Below are 24,154 nucleotides of genomic sequence, written 5' to 3' on the forward strand. Positions count from 1 at the left end.
TCCGAACCCCAACGGCGTACAGATTGTTCGGCGCACCACCGGTAAACCAAAATGGAATTGACATTCTCATTCTGAAATCTCTCATAATCTATAATTTATACGCAGAAGGCAACAACACAAACAAAATAAGAACCGGAACCAAAAACACCAACGTTCCCAATATAATGGCAACAATTCGATTTTTCGACCGCTCTGACAGAAAAAGCATCCCTGTCATTACCGCTTCCATCATTATCAATCTGATCACAATGTGCATGATAAAATAACTTCCCATTGTAAGAGCTTCCGGCAGCACAGAGTGCGGAATATAACTGGATACCGGAGCGTCAAATCCGGACAAACCAAACACACGGATGATTCTCACCATTTGGGGCAGGAACGTGATCCCGCTTACCACGGCGGACGTTATAAGCCCGATCGCAAACTTCCGCCGCCAGATCCCCCGTTTCCCGACAACTGACGTTTGAATCAGCTGCTCCACACCCGTACTGTACTCCAGTGCACCACAGGAAGAAAACAAAAGGATCAAAACACCAGCTGCGATTCCGTACAGCAGCAGCGTCCCCCTCACAGCTTCCGGACCAAACAGCAGATTCCAGGGCGTAACATAAAGATACTGCACAGCAGCCCCCTCCTCCTCCCTGGCGCGCAGAGAAGTGTACTGTTCATAGACCCGCTCAAAACTGTTCTGCCGTGCCGCATCCGCCTCCAGACGCTCGAGATAATAATCCAATTCTGTCTGGTTGATCTCCCCGTGATTATATTTTACAAGGTACTGCTCCCGCTCTGTCTCCAACGCTGCGAACCGCTCCTTTTCCGCTTCCAGATACGCATCCTTTTCTTCCGTCAGTTCCCCGCACAGCCGATCCGAGTACGACCGATAATAAAATTCACCGCTGTCGATAAAATAGTTGGCAGTTATGCCGTTGACCAGCTGAAAGCCGACCAAAAACAACATGACAAAAATTCCTTTGTTAATCCGAAAAAGCTTATCCATCTCATACGACAGCAGGCTTCGTTTTGGTCGGCGGCGGTTTCGTACCCGCCTGGCATAGTGCGCTGCCGCCTGCCCCAGCCGTATGGGGGTTGCCAAAACGATGCGGATATCTTTCGTATAACAGATAAATGCTGCTGCCGTTCCGAGCAGCATAAACAACAGCACGCTGACCACGCCACAGGCAAACCGGCTGACCGGAAGTGAAAACACATTGATATTTTCATATTCCATAAAATAGTACCGCACCTGATCCAGTGGATAAAGATTGATCATTTTCAGCACACCCAACCAGGAATAAGCTGGTATCTTCGTATGTGCAAGATACGCAATCCCGTAGATGGCAGTTCCGATCCCAATCGATAACACAGAATTTCGAACCACGGTACACACTGCGGCAAATAATATGCCGATCGTGACGGCTCCGACGATCTTAGCCAGGAAAAAAACCTGCAGGTACTGACCCACTGACAGTCGCTGCGCACTCGTAAAATACCCGACCACAGACTGTATCGCCCTGTCCGTATCCCCAAATCCAACGATATGGTCAATTAAGAGATAATTTGTCCCATAAAACAGCGCATAGATGGCAAATGTGATCATGCAGGCAGCCAAAATCTTCATAAAAAACAGTTCTGCATGCCCGCGCTTCATACACCGGAACAGCGCCCCGGCGCCGGATTCGTAATCAGCCGCAAAGACCTGCACGCCAACAACCATGACAATGAGCAGGCAGAAAACATCCGTAACCCGACTGTCTGTATAGAGCAGCACACCCTCATCGAAATCCGCTGCAACGGCGACATCTGTTAAGGTGTCATAGGCCTCCTGTGTCTGCTGCAAATTGCGGTAGAAATACGCCCCCTTTTGCGCAAACAGGCGGGATTTTTGCATTTTTTCCGTTCGCTTTGCTACATCGGTCAAAAATGTATCATAGCCTTCCAGCTGCCAAGCCTGCTGCCGCATATGCTCCAGCACACGTATCTCTGTGTAGTCCCGCTGAAAAAATTCCTCATCCAGTAACAGTGTCTTCCGCTCGATCTCGTGCTCGAAAAATGAAGAAGTCCTACCGTCGCCCGCATAAGCTTCATACACCTCAGAGAATTCCCGCACCGAATAACCATCCTCGTCCGGCGTTTCGATCCGATAAAGAAGCTGCAGGGCATTGATGAGGAAACCAAGACCGACAAAGAGAAGCAGTGTTCGCTTATGAAATACTTTTTTCAGTTCATAAAAGATGATCTTATGCATATCACGCTCCAAAGTAATAGAGGTAGACCTCTTCCAGCGAATGCATGGGTTTCTTCGCCAGAGCGGCCGTTTCGCGCATCAGGCCGGAAGGGCTTCCAGCTTTCAGAAGCTGCCCTTCCTTCAACAGAAGGATCTCATCCGCAATCGATTCCAGATCCGATACAATATGGGTTGCGATTACAACGATTCTCCCTCTCGCAATCAGCTCGATTAACGTGCGAATCTGACAGCGCTGCTTGGGATCCAATCCCACCGTGGGTTCATCCATAATCAGCAGTTCCGGCGAGCCCACCAGAGCCTGAGCGATCAAAAGCCGCTGCTTCATCCCTCCGGACAGCATGCGGATCTTAAACCGGCTGACCTCCTCCAGTTCCACTTCCCTTAAAATATCTGCGATGGCTGCTTTTGCAGCATCTGCGGGCACCTCCCGCAGCAGCGCCACATACTGCATGAAATCCATGACCGTAAAATCCGGATATAACGCCTGCTGCTGCGGAACATAACCCAGAATTTTCCGGTATTCTTTGCCAAGCTTATTGATTTCAAGCCCATTCCACAGGACATCTCCTGATGATGGTCTGAGATTCGTTGTAACAATATTCATCAAAGTGCTTTTACCGGAACCGTTCGGTCCCAAAAGTCCATAAATTCCCTCTTCCAGAGAAAAACTGACTTTTTTTAACGCATGTACTTTTTGATACCGCTTATCGAGCTCCACCGCCTCAAGTTTCATACCCATCTCCCTTTTAAACCCTGAGTTTAACCACCTTGTCAAGATTCCCCGCAAAATAGTCTTCCCGCCGTATTTTATATACGCCGTACCCCGTATCTGTATAGATCTTTCCGATGAAAAATTCTTCCGTCACGTTGATAATCCGGAAGGAAATATTGCGCACATCCTCGAACAGTTCCCGACTGTCCCCAGTCTTTAAGTCATGCTCCAGTATGTTCGCCGTCGTCTCATCTATATACTCGCAATACAAAATCTTCGACTCATCATAAATGCCGAGTGCTAAGCTGCCCGTCTCCCAGGCAAGCGTACCACCGTGTTCAATGTTGAAAAGAGGGGTTTTTTCATTCTTCGCCAGATCCCACAGGAAATATTCGCCGCTCTCATGATCCCAATCCGGTTCACTGACCAGATAAGATTGTTCGTAGCTTCCCAACACTATATATTTGGAAAGTGTCTCGACCAGATACCCCTCCTCATCAAATGTCATGGTCAATGGCGTTTCTTCCAGAAGTGTTTCACTCGAATCCTTGATATTGTACTTGATATACTCATCTTTCTGATCGCTGTGAGCCGGATACCATTTGCCCTGATACTCCAGATAGCGCTCCATCGAATCCTCCGTATGGATTTCTCCGCGGAACATTCCGGAAGCATACGCTTCTTCAAATTCCTTTTCCGATAACTGCTCAATTTCCGATACTGTTTTCTTAAAAAACAAGGCGTCCTCCGAGATTCCTTGGAGTTCATACACGGTCGAGTCCGTGGTCTTTTCATTGACCTCCGACACCGCTCCATCCACCATATCGATCAGCAGATACTGTATGCAGTTTTGCGTCTGTGAGGAATCCCCTTCTCCCTCGATCCATGTATAATCTGCCCCGACAACCGCCCGACCGGCGCTGTAATAAATATCCCCAAGCGATGAAAGATACCAGGAACCGCTTTTCCAGTCCCCAATGTCGAGTCTGGCGATCACTTTCTGATTTTTTCCGGTGACATCCATGCGGATCAGTTCGTATGTGTTTTTATCATCATTTCGCTTAAACAAACAGATGCCGTCCTGATAATATGCGATGCCATGTACCGCCGTCCAGTCACGGTACCATGCCGTACATTTCTCGTTTAAATGCAGACAATTTGCCTTGTCACACAACGCATACGACTCTTCTGCCCCAAGATCATAGTATCGGATGACATTGTCCCTGGCATACAGCATCCCATAATCATTGACCGAATAGGATTCTCCCCATCCATCTGCGCCGTAGACAACCGCATCTTCGTTTGTTTGTGAAAGCTTTATTTCTGCAGGCATGCTGCGTGTTCTGACGCCAAAGAACAGAAAGGCCGCCAGAGCAGCCAGAATGATAAGGGGAAGTATGTATTTTCTTTTCATAATAATCACCATTTTAAAACTCAATATCGCTACCCGGCTATAAGCACTGGGTAGCGATCATCATTTTATGCACTTGTAGCAATACTTGTACTTCCGCCATTGCAGGAAAATGCATGTGTTCCGGAAACAGCAGAAATATTATACAAATACGTTTGTGCTTTAGAATAGCTGCCACTTGCACCTGTCTTTGAACCACTACCACCAAGAGTATTGCCACCGCCTCCACTCAAAGCGACTTGTGCTCTAGCGGTTAGGCTCTTTGTATATCCATTTACTCTCGCTTTATCTGTAGCCGTCCCACCATAATAATATGATACGCTAAAAGATGTACTTACAATTGCATTTTTTCCAGCTCTAGACGTGTGTGCTGAAACACTATATCTGTTTTTTCCGTTATCTGTTACAGTTTTACTGAGATCTGATCTTGGCTGAACAGCACCTGCTTGTGCATTATTTCCCTCTGCAAAAACTGCCACAGGTGTAATCATTGTGATAATCATACAGAATGTGACAAATAAATTTCTAAAACGTTTCATAAGCTTCTCCTTTCATACCTGTAATAACCAGTGTTCTTTGTGACATGATTTTAGCCTTTGACTTCCGCCCACCTTCACTTAATTCTCATTGGAACCTCCCCCCCTTCATTGTTTGCTTAACGTTTCCACCTGCAAATATTAATATCGAACAAATAATTCATTTCCTTCACATACAATAACATAATTTTTCAGTATTTTTCCATTTTGTCCGTTATCTTTTATTTATTGACTTATTATTCACTCATCAAAAGCATAAAATATTATTTAATGAAAAATCCTTCTGCAAAAGCGCATATCCGATCTCCGCCAGCCCGGTCATAAGCCCTGGATTCAGATAAATGTTCTATTTCTCTGAACAGCATTCACTGTACCCTGTCCATAGCTTCCATCCGCGCCGCCCGTTTGTGTTATATAACGTCTCGTCGTACTATTATAATTAAGCATCATAACCTGAATTGCCTTGGCATATCTTGACGTATAGGAAGACGAGCTCAGCATCGGAAATCCCGACATCTCTGCGGCAGATACAGGAATCACGTTTCCTATTACAAGTATGCTAATCAATAAAAACGCTCCTATTTTTTTCTTCATTTGCTTCATACTTCTCCTCCTTGCCTTATACACTGATTGTGATGAGCTGTCACAGACAACGAAAATCTCAATCATTACTTTCATTGTTTGTACACACCCTATCATATAAATATCATCCTTTTTCATTTTGTCTTTTTTCTTTGTTTTTATATCTTTTATCCTTTCAGCAGAGACACATTACGTCAGGCAGAGAATGAATATCTTTACACAGAAGTGCATATCCAATCCCTGAGAGGCCCGTCATAAAACCCGGATTAAGATAATCTTCAAGTGACAAACAGAATATATTGCATGTACTGTAATACTTTTCCTGTCTCCCAACGGACGCATACCTCAGAATTTCCTGAATCCCCATATTCCCATGGCACAGGCACTCAGATGCTTTATAAGTTTCCTGTGTTTTTTTTAGAGCCTGAGGCAATAATAGTTGTTCCGCAGACAAGTCCATGATTTTTCTGATCGTAAGCCGCGCCGCCAGAATCCCGGGAGCTCCATGGCACCACGCCGATGTGTCCTGTGTTCCCTCCTTATTGTTGCGCAGATCCTTCCAGTTTCCCGACTCTTCATCATACAGCAAATTTTCATACTTGATTGCATTTACCACGACCTGATGATAGCGCTTATTCTTCGTCATCTTCCACAGTCTGGCGAATGCCAATGCAATGCCGCAGCAGCCATGAGCCATCCCAGCCAACGGATATGCCTGTCCTTCCGTCAGCCAGCCAATTCCCTCATCTGTCAAAACAGCTGTTTCGATCAGAAGTTCCGCCGCTTGCATTGCGGCATCCAGATATCTGTTTTTCCCCGTCTGCTCATATAATGAAATCAACGCCAACATAACTCCGGCTTTTCCATCCAGCAGATCATTCTCTTTTACATTCTCCAGATGTCTGCATACGATCCTTCCATGCCTGTCTGCATATTCCAGATACCTCTCATCCTTTTTAATACGGTATAAAAGGAGATATGTATACACAAAAGATGCCTCCCCGGTAAACAACCCCCACCGATGCCGCTGCCTCCTCTTCTTTTCATCTGACCATTCATCCGTATAGCAAAACAGCTTTTTCGTCAGCTGCTTACATGCCTCCTGATATTTTTCACAAGGGTATTGACGATTTACAGCAGTCATAAATACCGCAATCCCGCAAATCCCACGATACAGGTACATATCCACCGGTTCCAGATATACCCGCCCTTCCCGTCCATATCCAATGCCAAACCAGGTGCCGTTTTCTCCCTCTTCATACCGGTTCTCCAACAGATGATCTGCGATTGCACAGGGCGTTGCCAATTCAGGCAGATTTAATCTCTTTTGCGGCTGCGCTGTGCCATCCCCGGGATTTTTGATTGCCGGTAAAAACGAAGTCAATATTACTTTCCGCTGCAGTGCAAGGTCTCTTTCAGATAAATGTTCTATTTTACTGAACAGCATTTCCTGTACGGAGTCTGTAAAATAACCTGAAATTTTCTCCCCGTTTCCCATGTATAAGATATTTCCCTGTACATAAAAAACAGGGATACACATTTGGTAAATGCTTTCCATCTCATATTCTAAAATCCGGTATCGATGTTTTTCCTGACAGGAAAGATTTTGGTTCATACGCAGCAGCACCAGATAACGATGTTCCTTTTTCTGCATCAGCTCCGGAAAATTAGAGATATTCTGGTACATGACATATTCCTGTGTATGACGAAACAGATATCTGCTTTTTTGTTCAGCGACAGGATTGACAAGATTTTTAAATTCTTCCCGTCTCTCCATAATCGTCCTGTACGCCTCCGTAAACCCGGACAAAACCGATGAAATATACTGCCAATAATCAACGGTGTATCCATTTTGCACCGGCAGAATATTTTTTGCAGACATCGCAGGATAATCGTACGCAACCTGCATATCTGACCGATGCCGATTTATGATCCGGGGCATTTTAAACGGAAATTTTTGTTCTTTTTGCTCTCCAAAAAGCCCGGCATTTACCGGTCGGTCCCATGCGTGATCCGGCAGTATCCCCGCATTCATAACCGTATCCCACAAGACCGAAGATTGACCTGAAGATCCCTTTAATGTCTTGCGATTAGGAAAAACCTCCAGGTCAATCAAGACCGGATATTCACCGTGAACCACCATGTTCTCATAGTGCAGATCAGAGATATGCAGCACATACGCCAGACACAGCTGCATTCCCATTCTCCGATAGAACCGCTCAACTTCTTCCTCCTGCTGACAGCTTTGAAACGTGACTTCTGCCTCCCATCCGTAATCTGCGCAATCGATCAGAGCCCGGTGATAATGCTTTAGCCCGCAGCTTACGCAAAGCCAACGATTGATCCATTCAAAGTTCACTGCTGACTTCAAGCTTCGCGGTTTATGATAAATCGTATACCCATTATCAAATCTAAGCTTTGCAACCGTCTGTCCCGGACAATGTTCATCCGACATTCCCAGCTGCATATCCACAACACTTTGAAATTCATGATCCCTGCATAATGTGTGAACAATCTCCCGATGATCCTTTTCCAAATGGCGCAAAATCTTATCGATGTATATGGCCACTTTTTCTGTTTTCTCAAACATTACCGGCAGAATAGTTGGATACCGTTTTAAAAAAGCGGCCTGATATTCACTGCTTTTCAAATATCGTTCCAGATAATATTGATACTCCTCCTGCTCATCAGAGCCTTTCAGCTTTTTCTGGTTTTTGACATTATGCATATCCTGTATCAGACACCGCAGATAAATCCACTGCAAATGCCGGATTAACTTATCCGATAACTGACCAATGATGTGTTCACTCAGCCCCCGGGATTCACACATGTCCGATATAGACTTTTGAGCGTGCTCAAAAAAATTTTGATAAACAGGTAAATACAGCGGTAAATCATCGGATATTGGGCATGGCTTATCTCTGTCCATAGTCATCCTGAACTCACCGTGATCCCGCTCCTTCATTTCCAGCAGGCGATGCAGCATGTCTGCAAGACAGGTATCCTGGCATATTGTTTCACACAATTCTCCGCTAAGAATTTTTTTTAAATATTCATTTTCATTGATTGTTTTTTGTATAGTCTCAAATGTCATGTACTGATTCCCCTCAAAAAATAACGGACAGAATTTTTCGTTCTGTCCGTCGCATTATATATGTCAGCAACAAAGAACACTTAAGAAGTTTCCTTGCTTGGTCCATAATAGTTCTATATCACCATCATAGTGTCCACTTATATTTTCTATGTTCTTAAACTCCAATAATATATCTCCTACACACTTGTCAAATTCCATTATCATCGCTTTATCTTCCATTTTTTTCCTCTTCAATTAACATATTTTTAAAAATAGTAACCGTAACCTCAAACCTTTCTCCACTATTCTGAATTTTCATTTCACCCCCATATCGTTCCACAATCTGCATGACACTCTCAAGTCCAATCCCATGTATCTGCCGCTCACTTTTTGTCGTCTGATATTTGCCATCAATAATTCGGCGTTTTCCATAATATGAATTCGAAATCCGCAGAATAAAAATCTGGTTGACTGTGCGCATTTTGATATGAATCAAGCGCTTATCTCTCTCCATATTCTGCACTGCTTCTATTGCATTATCAAGAAGATTACCCAGCAGAATGCACATATCGTTCTGTTCCATTGGACAAAAATACACATCCATTTCCATGACAAATTCAATCCCTGACTGTTTCGCTGCATTCCTTTTATAGTCCAACATAAAATCAATGAATGGAATTCCTGTATAGGTGCAAACACTTTTCTGTTTTATCTGTTGATTAATGTCCCTTAGGTAAGTGAGCGCATCCTCAATATTTCCACTCTCCAGATACTCTGTCAATAAAATATTTTGCTGAACTGAATCATGAATCTGCCTTCTTTTTTCTCCATATAATTCATGGATGAGCCGATACTGTTTGCTGACCTGCTGATAATTCGCTGTCATCATAATATTGTTATATCTCGCATTCGCATAAGCTGATATCATCCACATCAGCATCCCTACGCTGCCAAGAAATACCATAAAAAAAGTAACAAACACCATATCATCACTGGATGGTATATTCCCCGATCGTTCAGCGTCAAACATCAGCAAATTGTAAAGCGCCGCTTCTGCCACCAGCGCAGCAACTGCAAAGCCATAATGTCTTTTATGTCGGAATTCAACAAATGCTTTCCCTTTCCTCCAGCGATACAACGCCACAGACATCACAATCGTTCCTATTGTCGTTCCAATATGAATCCAATGCCATGGTTGCGTTTTTGCATTGTAATCAAAAAAAGTTATCTGTTCTGCCATGCAGCAACACTGAATAGCAAAGGCTTGTATTATCATTAAGCTCTGCCAGTAAAAAACACTCTGCACAAACGCCTGCAAAAGTCCAATGTCAAAAAAAATAAAAATTATCACAAAATAATATGCTTCTGTAATTGCATATTCTATATCTGCATATTTTCCAAAAAACGTATTCCCAATCTCTATCGTGAGCCAGAACCCCACCAACACGCCAAACATCACTTTCGCCGCCCAATGACTCCATCGCATCTTACAGGGTTGGAATCCCAACTGAATTCCACAGCAGGTAGTAACGATGATCTCAAGAATCCTTAACATCTGGCCGCCACTGATCATGATCTGCTCCAATAACTGCTGATTGCCTGTTTGATTCCACGATACTGCGGAATACTGACCGGCAGCTTTTCTCCGCCGCGCATCACCACAAGCCGGTCTTTTAATTCCATCACATGATGCAGATTTACAACATTACTTTTATCAATGTAGACGAATTCGTCTGCATTCAGCTTCTGATATGCCTTATTCAGTGTAATCCGCTCACGGAAAACTTCATTGCCCGTGTGGAAATATGTATACTTTCCTTCAACATGAAGATAATAAATTTCTTCATAATCGATCTTCTGAACCTTCGAGTACAATTCAATGATATACTGCCTCTGAACTTTTTTCTCCAGTTCCCCCACGATCTTTTCCAATACCAGCGGAAGCTTATCTTCCACGCAGTCTTTTAAAACATATCGGTAAGCATTGTACTCATACCCTTCCACGCTGTACTCCACATGGGAGGTTATAAACACCAGATAAGGCTGCAGGTATCGCAAACGTATCTGCCGTGCCAGTTCCAGACCATTGACTCCGGGCATTTCGATATCAATTAGCAGGATATCAAAATAAGCGTGTTCTTCCAAATCCCAGAGCAAATTCCCCGAAGCTGCATAGGTCTTTATCTCGTATACCACCTTCCTCTCTCTTAAACAGGTTTTCACAATAGACTCCACAATCTTTAAAAACAACTCATTATCATCCGTTATCGCAACCCTGATCATTGCCATCCCTCTTTCTTTTATATTTTATCATCAATTCATATTTATCCAAAAACTGACCGTTTTCTTTGAGTTATTGACCGTATATGCAATATGAATATGTATTAATTTAAAAGAATACGCTGCATTTTATCCATTCATTACATTATATAACAAGTTATTCCAACAAAAATACCCTTTCCCCAGCAGAAGCCTGCATTAAGCAAACTTCTGCCCGGAAAGGGCATCCCCTGCAAATTATCAATTAATCTTCCGCATCCTGATAAGCCATCCGGCTGTACTCATATACACCCTGCGTAAACGCTTCCGGAATCCCCCGGGTCGCCGTACACACGTGATAGTCAATATATTTTGCCGCCCAGTCTCTGCCAAGCCGGCGGTACTCCTCGTCGTCGAGTCCCTGCGGCACCTCGATTCCCTGTTTACCAAAGATCAGAGGTTCCTCTTTATAGGTCTCAACCAGCCAGTCAAAATCATTGATGCTCTGCGGACACCAGATATCCACATCCGCCTCCAGAATGGCGGGCACCAGTTTCTCCATTTTTCCGCAGCTGTGCAGTTCGAACAGCAGACCGCGCTTGTGAGCCGATTCCACCATGCGCTTCAGATAAGGAGCAATCATCTCCATACAGGTATCCAGCGAGAAGAACGGACCGTTCTGTGTTCCCCAGTCATCGTGAACCAGCACACAGTCGATCTCACAGTGCTTTACCATGCGTTCAATATACGCATCATACAGATTACACAGGGCGTCAAACAGCCGGTGTACTCCGCCTTTTTGCTCCTCATCGATCAGAGCAACGGCTGCACCCTCCACATCCATCAGGGACATCAGTCTCTCCCAGAATCCCGACAGGATCCCCAGCTGGTTCATCTTCGGCGTATTCAGAAACTCCTTATTTTTTTCTCCGCATTCTGCAAAGTCCATATCGTCCAGATTCGGCAGAGACACATAACCATCCCAGCAGGAGGCATCCAGAACCCTGGGATGTCCCGGCTTGACCGTGGCCCCGCCCACATGCGGCACAAATACCCATTCCAGCCCGAACCAACTGCTCGTCATGGTATTGGAAGTATACGGGTAATCCCCTTCCCCGTCACATATGATATGCGTCACAACATTGTCGGGATGAATTCTGGGCCTGAACACATTGATATCACAGAACCCCCATCCTCCTCTGGGAATCCAGCAGGGCTTTTTGCCCGCTGCCGCAAGTCTCCAGTTTTCTTTTGGAGTTATGGGTGTGTTATAGACCGGTTCCGGCGGAACATCTCCTCCGAACAGCGGTTTAAAAATAGCCATGGCTCCACATTTCCTGTAGTCAATAATCTCCAGTTCACTGCTATCAAATTTTTTTCTGCCCATATACTGCACATCCTTTCTGACCTCTGCATCATCCTGTTGTCTCTATTATAGCATTCTGGCCCGCCATGATTAACTCACGGAATATTGACATTTATAAATGTTTTTGCTACATTTTGTAGTAACAGTAAAAGGAGGCAGGTTATGGAACTCACTGCAAGTCTTATATATGAAACACTGTCAGCAACACTCTGCATGGAACGTCCGGACAGGTCTTTTCAGGACATTCCCCTGAAAGGATTTCTGTTTTATCCATCCGCTGCCGAGCTCAGCATGCAATACCTGCAGATCATCTCCTACCCCACATTTGTAAATTTGAAGGACCGCAGCGGTTATACATGGATATGCCTGAAGAATCCGGAGGAGAAACCACTCTTTCACAAAGATTTCGATGTCATTTATGTCAATGAAAAGATCTCCGTTTTTGAACTGGCCAATCAGCTTCAGCAGTTCCGGACACAGTTTGACCGTTTCAACAGCCTGCTGCTGAGGGTGCAATCCGGTCTGCAGTACGCCAAAGAACTGTTTGATACTGCTTCACGGCTGACGAATATGGAAATGGCCCTGATCGACGCCGATTATCATTATCTGGTCACGACGAAAGACTTCTACAAAGTGTCAAATTTCCCGCAGACCTCAAGTATGACCTGGGAACAGGTCACCGAATACAATCAGGAGAAAGAATTCAAAGAAGCGTTCTCACTCCACGGCGTTCAAAACTATTCGTCAGGCAATCCCGATCAGCTTCTGTACTATATCAACATCTTTTTAAACCGTAGATATTGCGCCAGGCTGGTGGCTAAATTTAAAAAGCTCACATTTTTCGACGGAAAACTCTCCGTGATTGAAGCGCTTGGCGACTCCATAACACATGCTTTCTCCGTTGAAAGCAGCTCCTCTCCCTATTCCGACAGCAGGCACAGTCTGTACCGTATCGTGAATCATATCATACAGGGAACTGTTGAGGACATGCACAGATACACTGCTGTACTCTCCTCGTATGGCTGGGAAAAGGAGCATCGTTATCAGGTGATCAAGTTTAAATTTCTGGAAGAGGATCATTTTACGATCTCTTTTGATTTTATTCGCATGCAGGTTGAGGCTCTGCTTAAAAACAGCTGTTTTATCAGTAATGCGGCGGGCATTTTCTGTGTACGGAATTTGTCACTGCCGGGAAGTGAAGAACCGCTTCCAGACAACTTCAAAGTGTTCCTGCGGGATACGTTATGCAAGATAGGCATCAGCAACCCTTTTACGCACATTTACGACATACAAACGTTCTGCAGTGAAGCAGATACGGCACTCTCCATCGGCGATAAGAGGGCGCCGTCATTTTGGTATTACTATTTCTCTGATTTTATATACGATTATCTGAAGTCCCAGTGTGTGTCCCAATATCCTGCATCTGAGCTCTGCCATCCGGCAATCCGTATCTTAAAGCAATATGATACCCTTCATCCGCACAGCTGCCTGATTCTGACGCTTAAAGCCCTGATCGAGCACAAATTTAATACTTCCCATACAGCAGAAGCACTGTTCATCCACCGGACGACGTGTATTTACCGCCTTAATAAGATCATCGAACTGACGGGAATTGATTTTCAAAATATGAAACAACTGACTCATCTGATGATTTCATTTATGATTGACGAATCACTGCACGCCTAGGTTATCTATGCCTTTTCCCGGATGCTCTTAAAATAACGCGGCGAATATCCCATCACTTTCTTGAACAGACGCGAATAGTAGTTGGAATCAAAGATCCCGACTCTGGCAGCCGCGTCTGTAATGGACAGCTGCTCCATCTCCAGATACTCCAGCGACTTGACGATCCGCATACGATTCAGATATTCGATCGGTGTCAAACCTGTCACATCTTTAAAAATTGCCCGAAAATAGCTGGGGCTCAGAAATGAATTTCCGGAGATCTCTTCAAAATCTATTTTTTCATCCAGATGTTCTTCTATATAGGCAAGTGCATCATAGATCATCGCCTTTTTCTGAGTGGAGTATCTGCTGATCCGCTGATTTTTCTGCACCTGTACCCGCTGAAACAGGATCAGGATCAACTGCAGATACGCCGCTTTTGCATACCCTGAATTGAGTCCATTTTTTTCCTGCTCATCAATCATCACCCACAGCAGCCGCTCTACCTCTTCCATCTCCTTGCTCTCCAGATGGATGATCCCCTGTGTGTTCAGATATGACTGCCGCACCTCCTGGCTGATCTCCTGCTCATCCAGCGAGACATACCGTAGCAGCTCATCCCAGTGCCGTTTTGTATCCTCCTCCATATGACTGGCAGATCTGTGCCTGGAAGCCCCTGATATCACCTCGTTGCAGTCATCTCCCAGCCCCTCGGCAATAAAATTGCAGTTTATGATATGAACCGATGCCTGAATCTCATAACTGTGTTCCTGATGCGGCTCTATTAAAAAAACATCCCCCGGCACCAGAGGCGCCTTGACACCTTTATAGCTGTGGATGCAGGATCCCTTTGTTACCAGCGCAAATTCATAATATGAATGCCGATGCGGCTTCACAGATATATTGTCTTCCCATGGCAGCACTGTTATGGCGGAAGTATCACGCACAGGAAATTCCAGATAGCCATCCTGAAACCCGAGTCCCCAGAAACAATCCTGATGACAGTGCCTGGCAACATAAACCTTTCTTTCGTCCCAACCCCGCATAAAAAAAATCCTCCACATCGATATCCCGTTAACTGTTTTTATTATAACATCAAATACGGAAGATTCTATGTAATTCCTGTTCTGTTTCAGAATTTTGTCAGCCTGCAAGACAGGCACTAATATACTAGAGGCGCCAATACAAACCGGTAAAACAAATACGCCAGTTTTATCCAAATATTTTCTGATATTCATCCAGCCACGCCAGATGGTTGTCAACCAGCTTTTCCGTCACCGTCGTAATGGGACCGGCAGAAGATGCTACGATCAGGCGCTCATTCCTGACCTCTTCCAGCGCTCTGACTTTGCGGCGGATTTCCTCTTCTGATGCCAGTTCCAGATCTGCCCACTCCAGATTGCCGATCAGCGTCAGCTGTCCTTCTGTGATCTCAAATGCTTCTTTCATTGATACATTTCCCTGTGGTTTTGGTTCCACCGGCTCCGTCGCGTCATATCCGATCCTTCGCATGACCTCGACAGCATGGCGTACTTTGCCATGGCAATGGCATCCCACCGCATATCCATACTCTTTAATTTTTTTCACGACCCTGGAATCATATGGTTCCACCAGCTGGTCAAATGCTTCAGGGTTCATCATCGGAGGCGTGCACTGCTCAGAGCCTCCCATCCAGAACACAATCTGATCAGGCAGTTTCGGTGCAACTGCATCTACCATTTTTATCTGTCTGCGGGTGATCTCTTCCAGTGCATCCATCATCAGATCCCGCTCTGTCAGTGACAGCTCCAGGAATGTTTCAAACGTCATACACCGCGAAATTGTCACGATCGGTGAAGGCACGAAAAACTGATAGATCACTCGTTCATCAAGACGTTCCACGGTATCTCGCACCTCCCGGGCAGCATGTGCAACCGTTTCATCATTAATCTCAAACGGCGTATCCAGAAGTTCTTCCATCTGTTCCACCTCTGTGACCGGAACTTCCATGATCCACTGGGTACACTGGTTTCGAAATACGGAATCACGGAATTTCAGTACACCCTTTTTTGTGTGCAGCTCTCCGAAGATGTCTTTTGTATTATGATCCACATCTTTCGTCACAGTCTTAATTCTGTCCGTGCTTGACATCATAAAACGATTAAACAGAAAAGACTGATCCTGACAAAGTATGTAGGCATCGCTCTCCCTGACAGCCTGAATCAGCCTGCGGTATCCGGAATCATTCATCCAGCCCGCTTTGAATTCATCTTTTCCCCTGGGTTCCCACCAGTACTCGAACCCCTCCCGCATCAGCAGTGGAACCCTGTCCGTTTTTTCTCCCCGCATTGCCGCAATGAAACTTTTTCTCGTTAACATTCTTTTCCTCCAACTTCATTTTTCCCATGTTTTCTCTGTTATTTATTAGCCTTACGTGTTATAATATATCTATAATATTACGCTATTTTTACCTTTATTTCATTATTCAGAATCCAGATATAACATAAGAAAATACAGATTCAGGAGTGCTGTTATGAAACCTTTTGGCGAAGCCGGAATCCTGCTGAAAGATTCCGAATACTATATTAATTTCCCCTCTGATTTTGCTAAGGAAAATCTGTTTTATACCGAGCAGGGAGGGCATTATCATTTAAACAGGCATTACGTTACCTCTCGTCCTCTCTCTAACTTCCGCTATTTCTCTTTTCAATATGTGGTACACGGTGAAATGCTGATCATTATCGATGGGAAAGAATATCTGCTGCACGATCATGAGATCGGAGTCATCGACACCTCCAAGGCTCATCTGTATGCAGCATGCAAGGATACAGAATTGCTGTTTGTACGTTTTCGCGGCAATCGTTCTCCGGAGCTTGTCTCCCGTATTCACGAGTATCAGCACGCATATACGCCACCCCATATCAACCGCACACACCGCGCACTGATGGACATTGCAGAAGGATTCATTCAGCAGACACCGCTCTATGAGGAAATCATTTCCAGCCATATTCATACGATTTTGAGTGACCTGCTCACATTGCAGCACGGTTCAGAAGCCGGCAGGGAATCTGTGATTGATCAATCCATTCATTACATCGAGGCGAACTACTATCTGCCTTTGACCGTACAGGAGCTTGCCGGTATGGCCTGCCTGAACGCCAGTTATTTTTCAGAAAAGTTCAAAAGCCAGACAGGGATCACACCTAAGCAGTATCTGATCCAGACACGGCTGAACGCTGCAAAAATACTTCTCAGAGATACAGACTGGAGTATCCGGGAAATCGCTGACAAAACGGGGTTTCAGAGTGATGCTTATTTCTCAAACTATTTTCATAATCAGTTTCACAAAACACCTACCGAATACCGCAATCTTAAGATTCGCGGTATTTAAGATAAAGACAGTAAACGCAGATCCACTGCCAACAGATCTGCGTTTTTCTCCCGATTTTTATATACACCTGAGCAACCGTTCCATTTCACATACCCCTTTCTGCTGCGACTTAATGATCGCTCGTAGGATGGGCACAAGTTCCGGACAGATGTCGAACTGCAGTGCATTTTGAGACATACTGATCGCTCCTTTATGATGCGGAATCATTTCACGTATAAAATCGGCGTTAATATTATTGGTCGAGCAGGCATCCTGCATATGTGTGAACATGGTCTGCGTAATTTGCTGATAACTCTTGTGATAACGGCACAAGTCCTGCTGTGAATTCCTAAGCTCAGCACAACGGTCCAGAATACTGAGCATATTCTGAATACTCATGGTCTGTTCTTCTATGATACCAATGGCGATATCCTGTAATGGTATACAGGTTGTGTACTGCAGAATATTATAAGACATTTCAATGGCAGCCCTGTGGTGCGGAATCATCTGGACGATGAAGTTGTGTGAGAGACTGTCAGTGAGCTGTGCACCATCCATATCATCAATCATATTCTTCAGTATTTCATAATAACAGCAGAGATAAGACCTGGCAACATCACTGAACCTTTGCTGACTACGCATTTCCTATTTGTCCTCCTTGCAACAGCTATATTTTTCGCTGCTAACATTATATGCCGGAGCAGTACAGCAGGTCACAAATTTCCAGTCTTAAAAAGGCGAAAGCATTGCAAAGGCAGCCAGATTATAACAGTTGATCCCGACGATCAGTATCATCAGTATATACAGCAGTATTTCTACATTCCTGGAATCAATTCGCTTCGAAATCTCCGCTCCTGCAAAGGCACCGGCAATGCCGCCCGCCATCATCAGCACCAGACTGCTGCCGGAAAATACGGGGACATTTCCTTTTGCAATTGCCGCAGCCAGATTGAAGGCCTGCGAGAACAGAATGATATAGATCGAATTCCTGGCTGCTGTCTTTGCATCCATGGAAAAGAAAAAAAACAGCACCGCAACATTGACGGGCCCCCCTCCTATACCGAGAAATGAAGAGACTGTGCCCAGAAAAACACCAATAACCAGACACACCGCAATACTTTCCACCCGCAGCGTACGCAGCCGGTTCTTTTTTATTACATAGACCAGCACCATGACCGTCGTAGCCAGCAGCAGTGCCGTCTGTATGAATCCCAGCATATTTTCATCTGCAAACTGCCGGCGTACCAGGTCAAACAATGTTTTCCCAATCAATCCCCCGACAGCTGCACCGGCGGCAAGCGGTGTACTTGTCTTAACCATAAGTTTCACACCGTCATTCCTTCCTCTGAGCAGGGATGCCGCCGACATACCGAGCACAGTGCAGCCGGACAGAAAACTGACCGTGCTCACAGGTAGGATTCCAAATGCGTCAAGCACCGGTTTTATGATAACCCCTCCCCCAAATCCTGCTACCGCACCGACTGCCGATGCGAGCAGGCTTACTGCAAATAAGACAAATGCCATGAGCTGCTCACCACCATTTAATCATTTCTGTCACATGATCTCTCAATTTTACAAACTCAAGGGACATGACATCCCGCGGCCTGGGCAGCGTATTTTCTATCACAGTTTTCACATGACACGGTTTATTCGTCAGCACCATGATATGTTCACTCAGGTAAACTGCCTCCTCCACATTATGCGTAATAAACAAAACGGTAGTCCCGGTCTTTTTCCACAGTTTTACAAGTTCATCCTCCAGCTTAAAACGCAGATCAATATCCAGCTGTCCATACGGTTCATCCATCAACAGAATTTCCGGCTTCGTAGCAAATGCACGCGCGATTCCAATCCTCTGGTTCATACTTGTCGAGACCTGCTGCGGATAGAAATTACGAAAATCAGACAATCCTACGATTTCCAGCATCTCATCTGCCAGTTCCTTTTTCTCCGCCTTCGGAACTTTTTTGATATCCAGACCAAATTCGACATTCTGTTCGATTGTAAGCCACGGCATCGCTGAAAACTCCTGAAATATGTATGAAATATTGTGCTTTTGCAGATTGACCTCCTCGCCGTTTACAAGGATCTGTCCGGCAGTGATATCGTACAGTTTCGTTACACTGTTCAGAAAAGTGGTCTTTCCACATCCGGTTGGCCCGACAATACAGAGGAATTCCCCTTCCTCCACATCGAACGAGATATCATCCAGGACTGTAAGATCCCCAAACCTTTTCGTCAGATGATCTACCTGAATTTTAATTTTTTTATCAGCCATATTTACCTCCCGTATTAAAGCGTATGATCCACAACACTGTTGATCTCGCGGCGCAGCTCCAGAAATTCAGGATCAATATAGCTTCTTGGCCTCGGCAGATTGATCTCATACTCCGCTTTTACATTGGTAGGGCAGTTGCGAATCACAATGATCCTGTCTGCCACATAGACCGCCTCCTCAATATTATTCGTGACAAAGATAACCGTCCGTTTCTCTGCTTCCCATATCCTGATGATCTCATCCTGCATCAGGTAACGGGTCTGTGCATCAAGGGCGCCGAACGGTTCATCCATCAGGATCACATCGGGCTCATTGCAGTATGCTCTGGCAATGCCAACGCGCTGCTTCATGCCTCCGGATATCTGAATGGGGTAATGATTCTCAAATCCTTTCAGACCTACCAGATCAATATAATACTGTGCCCTTTCGCGGCGTGTCTTTTTATCTACCCCTTTCATCCGCAGACCGTATTCCACATTTCCCATGACGGTCAGCCACGGGAATATGGCAAGATTTTGAAACACCATGCCCCTGGAAGGGGCCGGTCCATGAATCCCTTTTCCTTTCATTTCAATCGTACCAGCAGTCGGCTCCTGGAAACCTGCGATCATATTTAAAATTGTGGTCTTCCCGCATTGTCCCGGGCCGAACAGTACCAGGAATTCATTTTCTCTGACATTAAGATTGAGATCCCAAACAACTTTAAATACGCCTCCCTCTTTGACTTTTTCAAATTCTTTATCCACATGTTTCAGCATAATAAAGTTCTCATCTATCTTCCGCGTTTGTTCCATCTGCATAACACATCCTCAACTTTCCTTATCAACAGTGCCAATATCAGTCCGATCACCGCAATGACCAGGATTCCCACCAGAATCTGTGTCATGTTGTTGTTTTGCTGTCCTGTCACCACGATCCATCCGATACCGCTCGATGAGCGGACCAGCTCTGCTGCTACGACAGACGACCATGCCGAAGCCACGCCGATCTGAAGCCCCGCCGATATTGCCGGTACAGAAGCCGGAATGACGATTGTGAAAAACAGCTGCCGGTTATTGCAGCCGAGCATCTGCGCTGCATCTACGATGGAATGATCTACAGACTTGGCTCCGTGATAGGCATTCTGCACAATGCTCATAAAAGCTCCTATGAATACCAGTGTATATTTCGCAAATTCACCGATTCCACACCACAGGATCACCAGCGGAATCCACGCAAGCGTGGGTATCGGGCGGACCAGTTCAAAAAGAGGCCGCATAAAGGATTCAAACTTCGGATACCATCCCATCGCAAGTCCCAGTGCAATTCCCAGTACTGTCGCCGTGATAAATCCTACTGCCCATCTTGACAGCGTGATCAGCACATGGTAAACCATGACATTTTTCCCTATCGGTTCTACAAATGATCCGAAAAATTTACGCAGAACTTCAAACGGTCCGGGCATTACCTGACTGAAAGTAGGGTTCATGGCCGCCAGCTGCCAAATCATGATCAGAACCGCAAAAGATATCACCCCCGCGGCCAGCTTCTGCCAGAATTTCGCTTTTCTCAAAGTCATCACCATCTTCCCCCTTTCATCAGCTGCCGTTCCAGAAGTGTCAGCAGATATCCGAGCGCTGCCCCTATCAGTCCTACACAGATCATGGCGGCTATAATGATATCCGGACGGTAGATTCCGCGGCACAGATTGATCAGATATCCAAGTCCTGCCGTAGCTGCCAGCATTTCTGCCCCTATAATTGTCGACCAGGCAACCCCAAGACCGACACGCATTCCGGTCAGTACAAACGGAATCGATGATGGGATAGCTATTTTGCGGAGAATCTCAAACTTCGTGGCGCCAAAGGTCTGTCCAACCCAGATGTGAACCTCTTTCGTCTGCTTAATACCGGTATAAGTATTTACCAGAGCCGGTCCGAAGGTTGCCAGTGCAATCACGATCACCTTCGGCAACATACCGATACCGAAGAGAAGAATAAACAGCGGTGTCCATGCAATCCCCGGAATCGGTCTGATAAAATCGAAAATCGGATTGATAAACATATCCGCCTTCTCATACCAGCCCATAAATATCCCAAGCGGCACTCCCACCAGGCAGCCAATGATATAACCAATCAACGTAATTTTGAGACTCGCCCACAGATGCATCTGCATCGTGGCTCCGTCGGGATTCCTGTTTGAAAATTTGTCGATCAGTGTACGCAGTACTTTCATTGGCCCGGGCAGTACATTTTCCTTGATGGTTCCGAGACTCCCCTCCGTAAACAGCCACCAGATACAGAAAAACAATACAAGCGACAAGACCGACAGCCAGATATAAGACTGTTTCTTTTTTCTCTTTTTAGCTTTCTCAGCAGGCATAATAAACCCTCCCGTCTTAACCCGTTGTTTGTCGTGGAAGCTGCCCACGGCATTGTGAATATTTAATATCCTTCCGGCATCTCAACTGTAATGGAAACGCCCGTTGCCTCTTCCAGCAGATCCTTATTGATGCTCTTAGCCACTGCATCTGCACTTCCTTCATCCAGCAGACCCAGTTTGGTCAGCTCAATCGCCGAGAATACCACATGATTTCCATATTTAAGGTCCTTCAGTTTTTCATAAGAATACAGGTCACGGACATTGATTTCTGTCCACATCTCATCTTCTGTATACTCCGTTCCCATCTCTTTAAAAAATTCCATTCCCTGGTCAAATTCCAGCTGTTCATCGTTCTGAATCTCGTCCAGTGCTTTGAATACCGCTTTCAGTGTGAGTACAATGTCATCACGGTTGCTCTTTAGATAGTCATTCGGCACAATCACTGTTGATCCGGTTCCGACACCCGTGATTCCCTCATACGTTCCCAGACATACCATACCCGCCGCTTCAGCTGCCGCACAGTAATTCATAGTTAATGCTGCTCCATCAACCTCACCGCTGATCAGTGCATTATAGCAGGATGCCGCATCCATGCTCACAAGATTATAATCTTTTTGTCCCAGATTTGCATAATAAGAATCCACCATGATCTGCTGAACAGTTCCCAGCGTCACGCCAAAGCTCAGTCCGGCTGCCGTCTCAGCATTACCGTAGACATCCGGATTTTCTTTACTGTATTCCCCCTGCACATCAGCAACAGGACACTCGGGATCTACATAAACGGCAAGCCCTTTTCCGTCATCACAGTCTGCAACCATTGTGTAATCTCCCGTGGCCAGTGCATACACGCCTGCAAATCCGTTAAACCCAATCTCTGCTTCTCCTGCAGAAAGCGCTTCATTTTCCAGTGTTCCATTTACAAAATATGTGATATTCGTCTTTAATCCCAGTTCATCAAAATACCCCATTTTGTCAGCATACCATACCGCCAGACCGTCTGTGTTAATCAGCGCCGCAATATGAATGGTATCCCCGCTCGGCGTCAATTCGCCGTCTTTTTTCTCATCGGGTGCCGTTTCCGCAGCCTCATTCTCACTGGTCGCTCCAGGTTCTTCCTTAGCTTCTTCTTTTTTCCCCCCGCACGCACACAATGCCGTTGCCATTGCCAGAACCAGCAATAAACTGATTATTTTTTTCATACCTTTCATTTGTCATCCTCCTATACATGATATTGTTTTATTTACAAAGCTGTTATCGCTTCATAAATCTGTCTTACACCCCGCACTCACTTTACTGACTCCCTCACAACAAGTTTTGGGGTTATCATAATCTGCCTCGCCTCGCCTTCCCGGGTCAGCAGGTCTATCGTATGTGTTATAATCTCCTGAACATCAAACGCAACCGTTGTCAGATGCGGTCTCCACCACTTACACATTGGAATATCATTGATACCGATAACACTGATATCATCCGGAACCTTCAGTCCACGCTCCTGCAGCGCAGCTATCATACCGATTGCAGCTGCATCATTTGCAGCAAGAACCGCTGTACATTTCCTGAATGTATCAATATGGTCTTCTGCCGCCGCATATCCCCCTTCAAATGTAATCGGACTTACTCCACTCCCCGCACTGACTTCCCGGACACTGCAGTCCCCGGGCAGCGCCCCGCGAAATCCGCTGCATCTGCTGTTGTTGGACTGATCCTTCGGATTCACCTGCAGCGCGAGCCGTCGGTGCCCACGCTGATATAGAAATTCAGCCGCAATTCTTCCCGCACCCCTGAAATCCAGCTCTATGATATTGACATTCTGTCTATGATAATAGTGGTTATCTTCTGTCATATCATAAAGACACACAAACGGAATTTCTTTTTCAAACAGGATCTGCAGGCTGTCTTCTTCATAAAACTTGTCAGTAGCAACCAAAATTATGTTGTCCATCTGTCTCTGCCCGATCAGCCGGTTGAGCGTGGCCTTTGTCGTGTCTTCACAGGCATATACCGGGAGTGTCGTGAATCCTTTCCCCTGCAGCTGTGTATGCAGCTTAGAATAGATGCTGGACCAGAACAGATTCCTGTCGAACCCTACAAAATAGTCTGAGAGAAAAACTCCAACTCTGTTCAGTTTCTGTGTTTTTAAACTTTTAGCGTTGCCATCCAGTTCAAAATTATAGGCACGGGCAAGTGCCATCACTTTCTGTCGTTTTCTGTCAGAAACATTTTCACAGTTATTCAAAACCCGGGAGACTGTCGACTGCGACACTCCTGCCAACGCGGCAAGCTCTCTGGATGTCATGTTATATCCCGCTTTCTTAAA

Annotated in this window: 22 protein-coding genes; 2 read left to right on the forward strand and 20 right to left on the reverse strand. The window is 45.4% G+C overall.

The annotated features are described in order from the left end of the window. Positions 1–88: 88 nt before the first annotated feature. The 10 genes from MCG98_RS18260 to MCG98_RS18305 form a co-directional block, all read right to left on the reverse strand. Positions 89–2,245, reverse strand: coding sequence for a hypothetical protein (locus MCG98_RS18260; protein WP_240303278.1), 2,157 nt, complete (start codon positions 2,243–2,245; stop codon positions 89–91). Position 2,246: 1 nt separating this feature from the next. Then, positions 2,247–2,978, reverse strand: coding sequence for an ATP-binding cassette domain-containing protein (locus tag MCG98_RS18265; protein ID WP_240303279.1), 732 nt, complete (start codon positions 2,976–2,978; stop codon positions 2,247–2,249). A 13-nt stretch (positions 2,979–2,991) separates the two neighbouring features. After that, positions 2,992–4,371 (reverse strand): hypothetical protein, encoded by a 1,380-nt coding sequence (locus MCG98_RS18270; RefSeq protein WP_240303280.1) that lies wholly within the window; start codon positions 4,369–4,371, stop codon positions 2,992–2,994. A 65-nt stretch (positions 4,372–4,436) separates the two neighbouring features. After that, on the reverse strand, positions 4,437–4,907 hold the full coding sequence (locus tag MCG98_RS18275) for a hypothetical protein (protein ID WP_240303281.1): 471 nt from the start codon (positions 4,905–4,907) through the stop codon (positions 4,437–4,439). A gap of 330 nt (positions 4,908–5,237) precedes the next feature. Then, positions 5,238–5,507, reverse strand: coding sequence for a hypothetical protein (locus MCG98_RS18280; protein WP_240303282.1), 270 nt, complete (start codon positions 5,505–5,507; stop codon positions 5,238–5,240). A gap of 154 nt (positions 5,508–5,661) precedes the next feature. Beyond that, positions 5,662–8,580 (reverse strand): type 2 lanthipeptide synthetase LanM, encoded by a 2,919-nt coding sequence (gene lanM / locus MCG98_RS18285; protein WP_240303283.1) that lies wholly within the window; start codon positions 8,578–8,580, stop codon positions 5,662–5,664. Positions 8,581–8,643: 63 nt separating this feature from the next. Then, positions 8,644–8,799 (reverse strand): hypothetical protein, encoded by a 156-nt coding sequence (locus tag MCG98_RS18290; protein ID WP_240303284.1) that lies wholly within the window; start codon positions 8,797–8,799, stop codon positions 8,644–8,646. Continuing rightward, positions 8,789–10,132 carry an ATP-binding protein gene (locus MCG98_RS18295; protein WP_240303285.1) on the reverse strand — a complete coding sequence of 448 codons (1,344 nt, stop codon included), beginning with the start codon at positions 10,130–10,132 and terminating at the stop codon, positions 8,789–8,791. The genes MCG98_RS18290 and MCG98_RS18295 overlap by 11 nt, the downstream gene beginning before the upstream one ends. Next, positions 10,129–10,842 (reverse strand): LytTR family DNA-binding domain-containing protein, encoded by a 714-nt coding sequence (locus MCG98_RS18300; RefSeq protein WP_240303286.1) that lies wholly within the window; start codon positions 10,840–10,842, stop codon positions 10,129–10,131. Before MCG98_RS18300 ends, MCG98_RS18295 begins: the two co-directional genes overlap by 4 nt. 241 nt (positions 10,843–11,083) lie before the next feature. Further along, entirely contained in the window at positions 11,084–12,205 is a 1,122-nt protein-coding gene (locus MCG98_RS18305; RefSeq protein WP_240303287.1) for a uroporphyrinogen decarboxylase family protein, read from the reverse strand. A 141-nt stretch (positions 12,206–12,346) separates the two neighbouring features. Between MCG98_RS18305 and MCG98_RS18310 the strand changes: the two genes are divergently transcribed. Beyond that, positions 12,347–13,870, forward strand: a complete 1,524-nt coding sequence (locus MCG98_RS18310; protein WP_240303288.1) for a helix-turn-helix domain-containing protein — start codon at positions 12,347–12,349, stop codon at positions 13,868–13,870. Positions 13,871–13,875: 5 nt separating this feature from the next. On the opposite strand, the gene MCG98_RS18315 is transcribed toward MCG98_RS18310, so the two are convergent. Next, positions 13,876–14,895: an AraC family transcriptional regulator gene (locus MCG98_RS18315; protein WP_240303289.1), complete on the reverse strand. Its 1,020-nt coding sequence runs from the start codon at positions 14,893–14,895 to the stop codon at positions 13,876–13,878. Between the two features lie 166 nt (positions 14,896–15,061). Further along, entirely contained in the window at positions 15,062–16,207 is a 1,146-nt protein-coding gene (locus MCG98_RS18320) for a uroporphyrinogen decarboxylase family protein (RefSeq protein ID WP_240303290.1), read from the reverse strand. A gap of 154 nt (positions 16,208–16,361) precedes the next feature. On the opposite strand from MCG98_RS18320, the gene MCG98_RS18325 reads away from it, so the two are divergent. Then, a complete protein-coding gene (locus MCG98_RS18325) occupies positions 16,362–17,219 on the forward strand; it encodes an AraC family transcriptional regulator (protein ID WP_240303291.1) in 858 nt (285 codons plus the stop codon). 57 nt (positions 17,220–17,276) lie between these two features. Here the strand turns inward: MCG98_RS18325 and MCG98_RS18330 are convergent, their stop codons facing one another. From MCG98_RS18330 to MCG98_RS18365, 8 genes are all read right to left on the reverse strand, one after another. Continuing rightward, complete coding sequence (locus MCG98_RS18330) at positions 17,277–17,840, reverse strand: DUF305 domain-containing protein (RefSeq protein WP_240303292.1); 564 nt, start codon at positions 17,838–17,840, stop codon at positions 17,277–17,279. 87 nt (positions 17,841–17,927) lie between these two features. After that, a complete protein-coding gene (locus tag MCG98_RS18335; RefSeq protein WP_240303293.1) occupies positions 17,928–18,722 on the reverse strand; it encodes a sulfite exporter TauE/SafE family protein in 795 nt (264 codons plus the stop codon). A gap of 7 nt (positions 18,723–18,729) precedes the next feature. Beyond that, positions 18,730–19,476 carry an ABC transporter ATP-binding protein gene (locus MCG98_RS18340; protein WP_240303294.1) on the reverse strand — a complete coding sequence of 249 codons (747 nt, stop codon included), beginning with the start codon at positions 19,474–19,476 and terminating at the stop codon, positions 18,730–18,732. 14 nt (positions 19,477–19,490) lie between these two features. Next, positions 19,491–20,270 carry an ABC transporter ATP-binding protein gene (locus MCG98_RS18345; protein ID WP_240303483.1) on the reverse strand — a complete coding sequence of 260 codons (780 nt, stop codon included), beginning with the start codon at positions 20,268–20,270 and terminating at the stop codon, positions 19,491–19,493. After that, positions 20,249–21,034: an ABC transporter permease gene (locus MCG98_RS18350; protein ID WP_240303295.1), complete on the reverse strand. Its 786-nt coding sequence runs from the start codon at positions 21,032–21,034 to the stop codon at positions 20,249–20,251. Before MCG98_RS18350 ends, MCG98_RS18345 begins: the two co-directional genes overlap by 22 nt. Next, positions 21,034–21,837, reverse strand: coding sequence for an ABC transporter permease (locus MCG98_RS18355; RefSeq protein ID WP_240303296.1), 804 nt, complete (start codon positions 21,835–21,837; stop codon positions 21,034–21,036). Before MCG98_RS18355 ends, MCG98_RS18350 begins: the two co-directional genes overlap by 1 nt. Positions 21,838–21,899: 62 nt before the next feature. Continuing rightward, the gene (locus MCG98_RS18360) at positions 21,900–23,045 is read right to left on the reverse strand and encodes a hypothetical protein (protein ID WP_240303297.1); all 1,146 of its coding nucleotides are present in this window, start codon (positions 23,043–23,045) and stop codon (positions 21,900–21,902) included. Positions 23,046–23,122: 77 nt separating this feature from the next. Beyond that, positions 23,123–24,133, reverse strand: coding sequence for a LacI family DNA-binding transcriptional regulator (locus tag MCG98_RS18365; RefSeq protein WP_240303298.1), 1,011 nt, complete (start codon positions 24,131–24,133; stop codon positions 23,123–23,125). Positions 24,134–24,154: the final 21 nt, after the last annotated feature.

Origin of the sequence: Ruminococcus sp. OA3 (assembly GCF_022440845.1) — a bacterium.
Classification (GTDB): domain Bacteria; phylum Bacillota; class Clostridia; order Lachnospirales; family Lachnospiraceae; genus Ruminococcus_G.

Coding starts and splice junctions, on each gene's coding strand:
- MCG98_RS18260 (WP_240303278.1), bottom strand. CDS start 2,245: ATGCATAAGATCATCTTTTATGAACTGAAAAAAGTATTTCATAAGCGA.
- MCG98_RS18265 (WP_240303279.1), bottom strand. CDS start 2,978: ATGAAACTTGAGGCGGTGGAGCTCGATAAGCGGTATCAAAAAGTACAT.
- MCG98_RS18270 (WP_240303280.1), bottom strand. CDS start 4,371: ATGAAAAGAAAATACATACTTCCCCTTATCATTCTGGCTGCTCTGGCG.
- MCG98_RS18275 (WP_240303281.1), bottom strand. CDS start 4,907: ATGAAACGTTTTAGAAATTTATTTGTCACATTCTGTATGATTATCACA.
- MCG98_RS18280 (WP_240303282.1), bottom strand. CDS start 5,507: ATGAAGCAAATGAAGAAAAAAATAGGAGCGTTTTTATTGATTAGCATA.
- lanM (WP_240303283.1), bottom strand. CDS start 8,580: ATGACATTTGAGACTATACAAAAAACAATCAATGAAAATGAATATTTA.
- MCG98_RS18290 (WP_240303284.1), bottom strand. CDS start 8,799: ATGGAAGATAAAGCGATGATAATGGAATTTGACAAGTGTGTAGGAGAT.
- MCG98_RS18295 (WP_240303285.1), bottom strand. CDS start 10,132: ATGATCAGTGGCGGCCAGATGTTAAGGATTCTTGAGATCATCGTTACT.
- MCG98_RS18300 (WP_240303286.1), bottom strand. CDS start 10,842: ATGATCAGGGTTGCGATAACGGATGATAATGAGTTGTTTTTAAAGATT.
- MCG98_RS18305 (WP_240303287.1), bottom strand. CDS start 12,205: ATGGGCAGAAAAAAATTTGATAGCAGTGAACTGGAGATTATTGACTAC.
- MCG98_RS18310 (WP_240303288.1), top strand. CDS start 12,347: ATGGAACTCACTGCAAGTCTTATATATGAAACACTGTCAGCAACACTC.
- MCG98_RS18315 (WP_240303289.1), bottom strand. CDS start 14,895: ATGCGGGGTTGGGACGAAAGAAAGGTTTATGTTGCCAGGCACTGTCAT.
- MCG98_RS18320 (WP_240303290.1), bottom strand. CDS start 16,207: ATGTTAACGAGAAAAAGTTTCATTGCGGCAATGCGGGGAGAAAAAACG.
- MCG98_RS18325 (WP_240303291.1), top strand. CDS start 16,362: ATGAAACCTTTTGGCGAAGCCGGAATCCTGCTGAAAGATTCCGAATAC.
- MCG98_RS18330 (WP_240303292.1), bottom strand. CDS start 17,840: ATGCGTAGTCAGCAAAGGTTCAGTGATGTTGCCAGGTCTTATCTCTGC.
- MCG98_RS18335 (WP_240303293.1), bottom strand. CDS start 18,722: ATGGCATTTGTCTTATTTGCAGTAAGCCTGCTCGCATCGGCAGTCGGT.
- MCG98_RS18340 (WP_240303294.1), bottom strand. CDS start 19,476: ATGGCTGATAAAAAAATTAAAATTCAGGTAGATCATCTGACGAAAAGG.
- MCG98_RS18345 (WP_240303483.1), bottom strand. CDS start 20,270: ATGGAACAAACGCGGAAGATAGATGAGAACTTTATTATGCTGAAACAT.
- MCG98_RS18350 (WP_240303295.1), bottom strand. CDS start 21,034: ATGACTTTGAGAAAAGCGAAATTCTGGCAGAAGCTGGCCGCGGGGGTG.
- MCG98_RS18355 (WP_240303296.1), bottom strand. CDS start 21,837: ATGCCTGCTGAGAAAGCTAAAAAGAGAAAAAAGAAACAGTCTTATATC.
- MCG98_RS18360 (WP_240303297.1), bottom strand. CDS start 23,045: ATGAAAGGTATGAAAAAAATAATCAGTTTATTGCTGGTTCTGGCAATG.
- MCG98_RS18365 (WP_240303298.1), bottom strand. CDS start 24,133: ATGACATCCAGAGAGCTTGCCGCGTTGGCAGGAGTGTCGCAGTCGACA.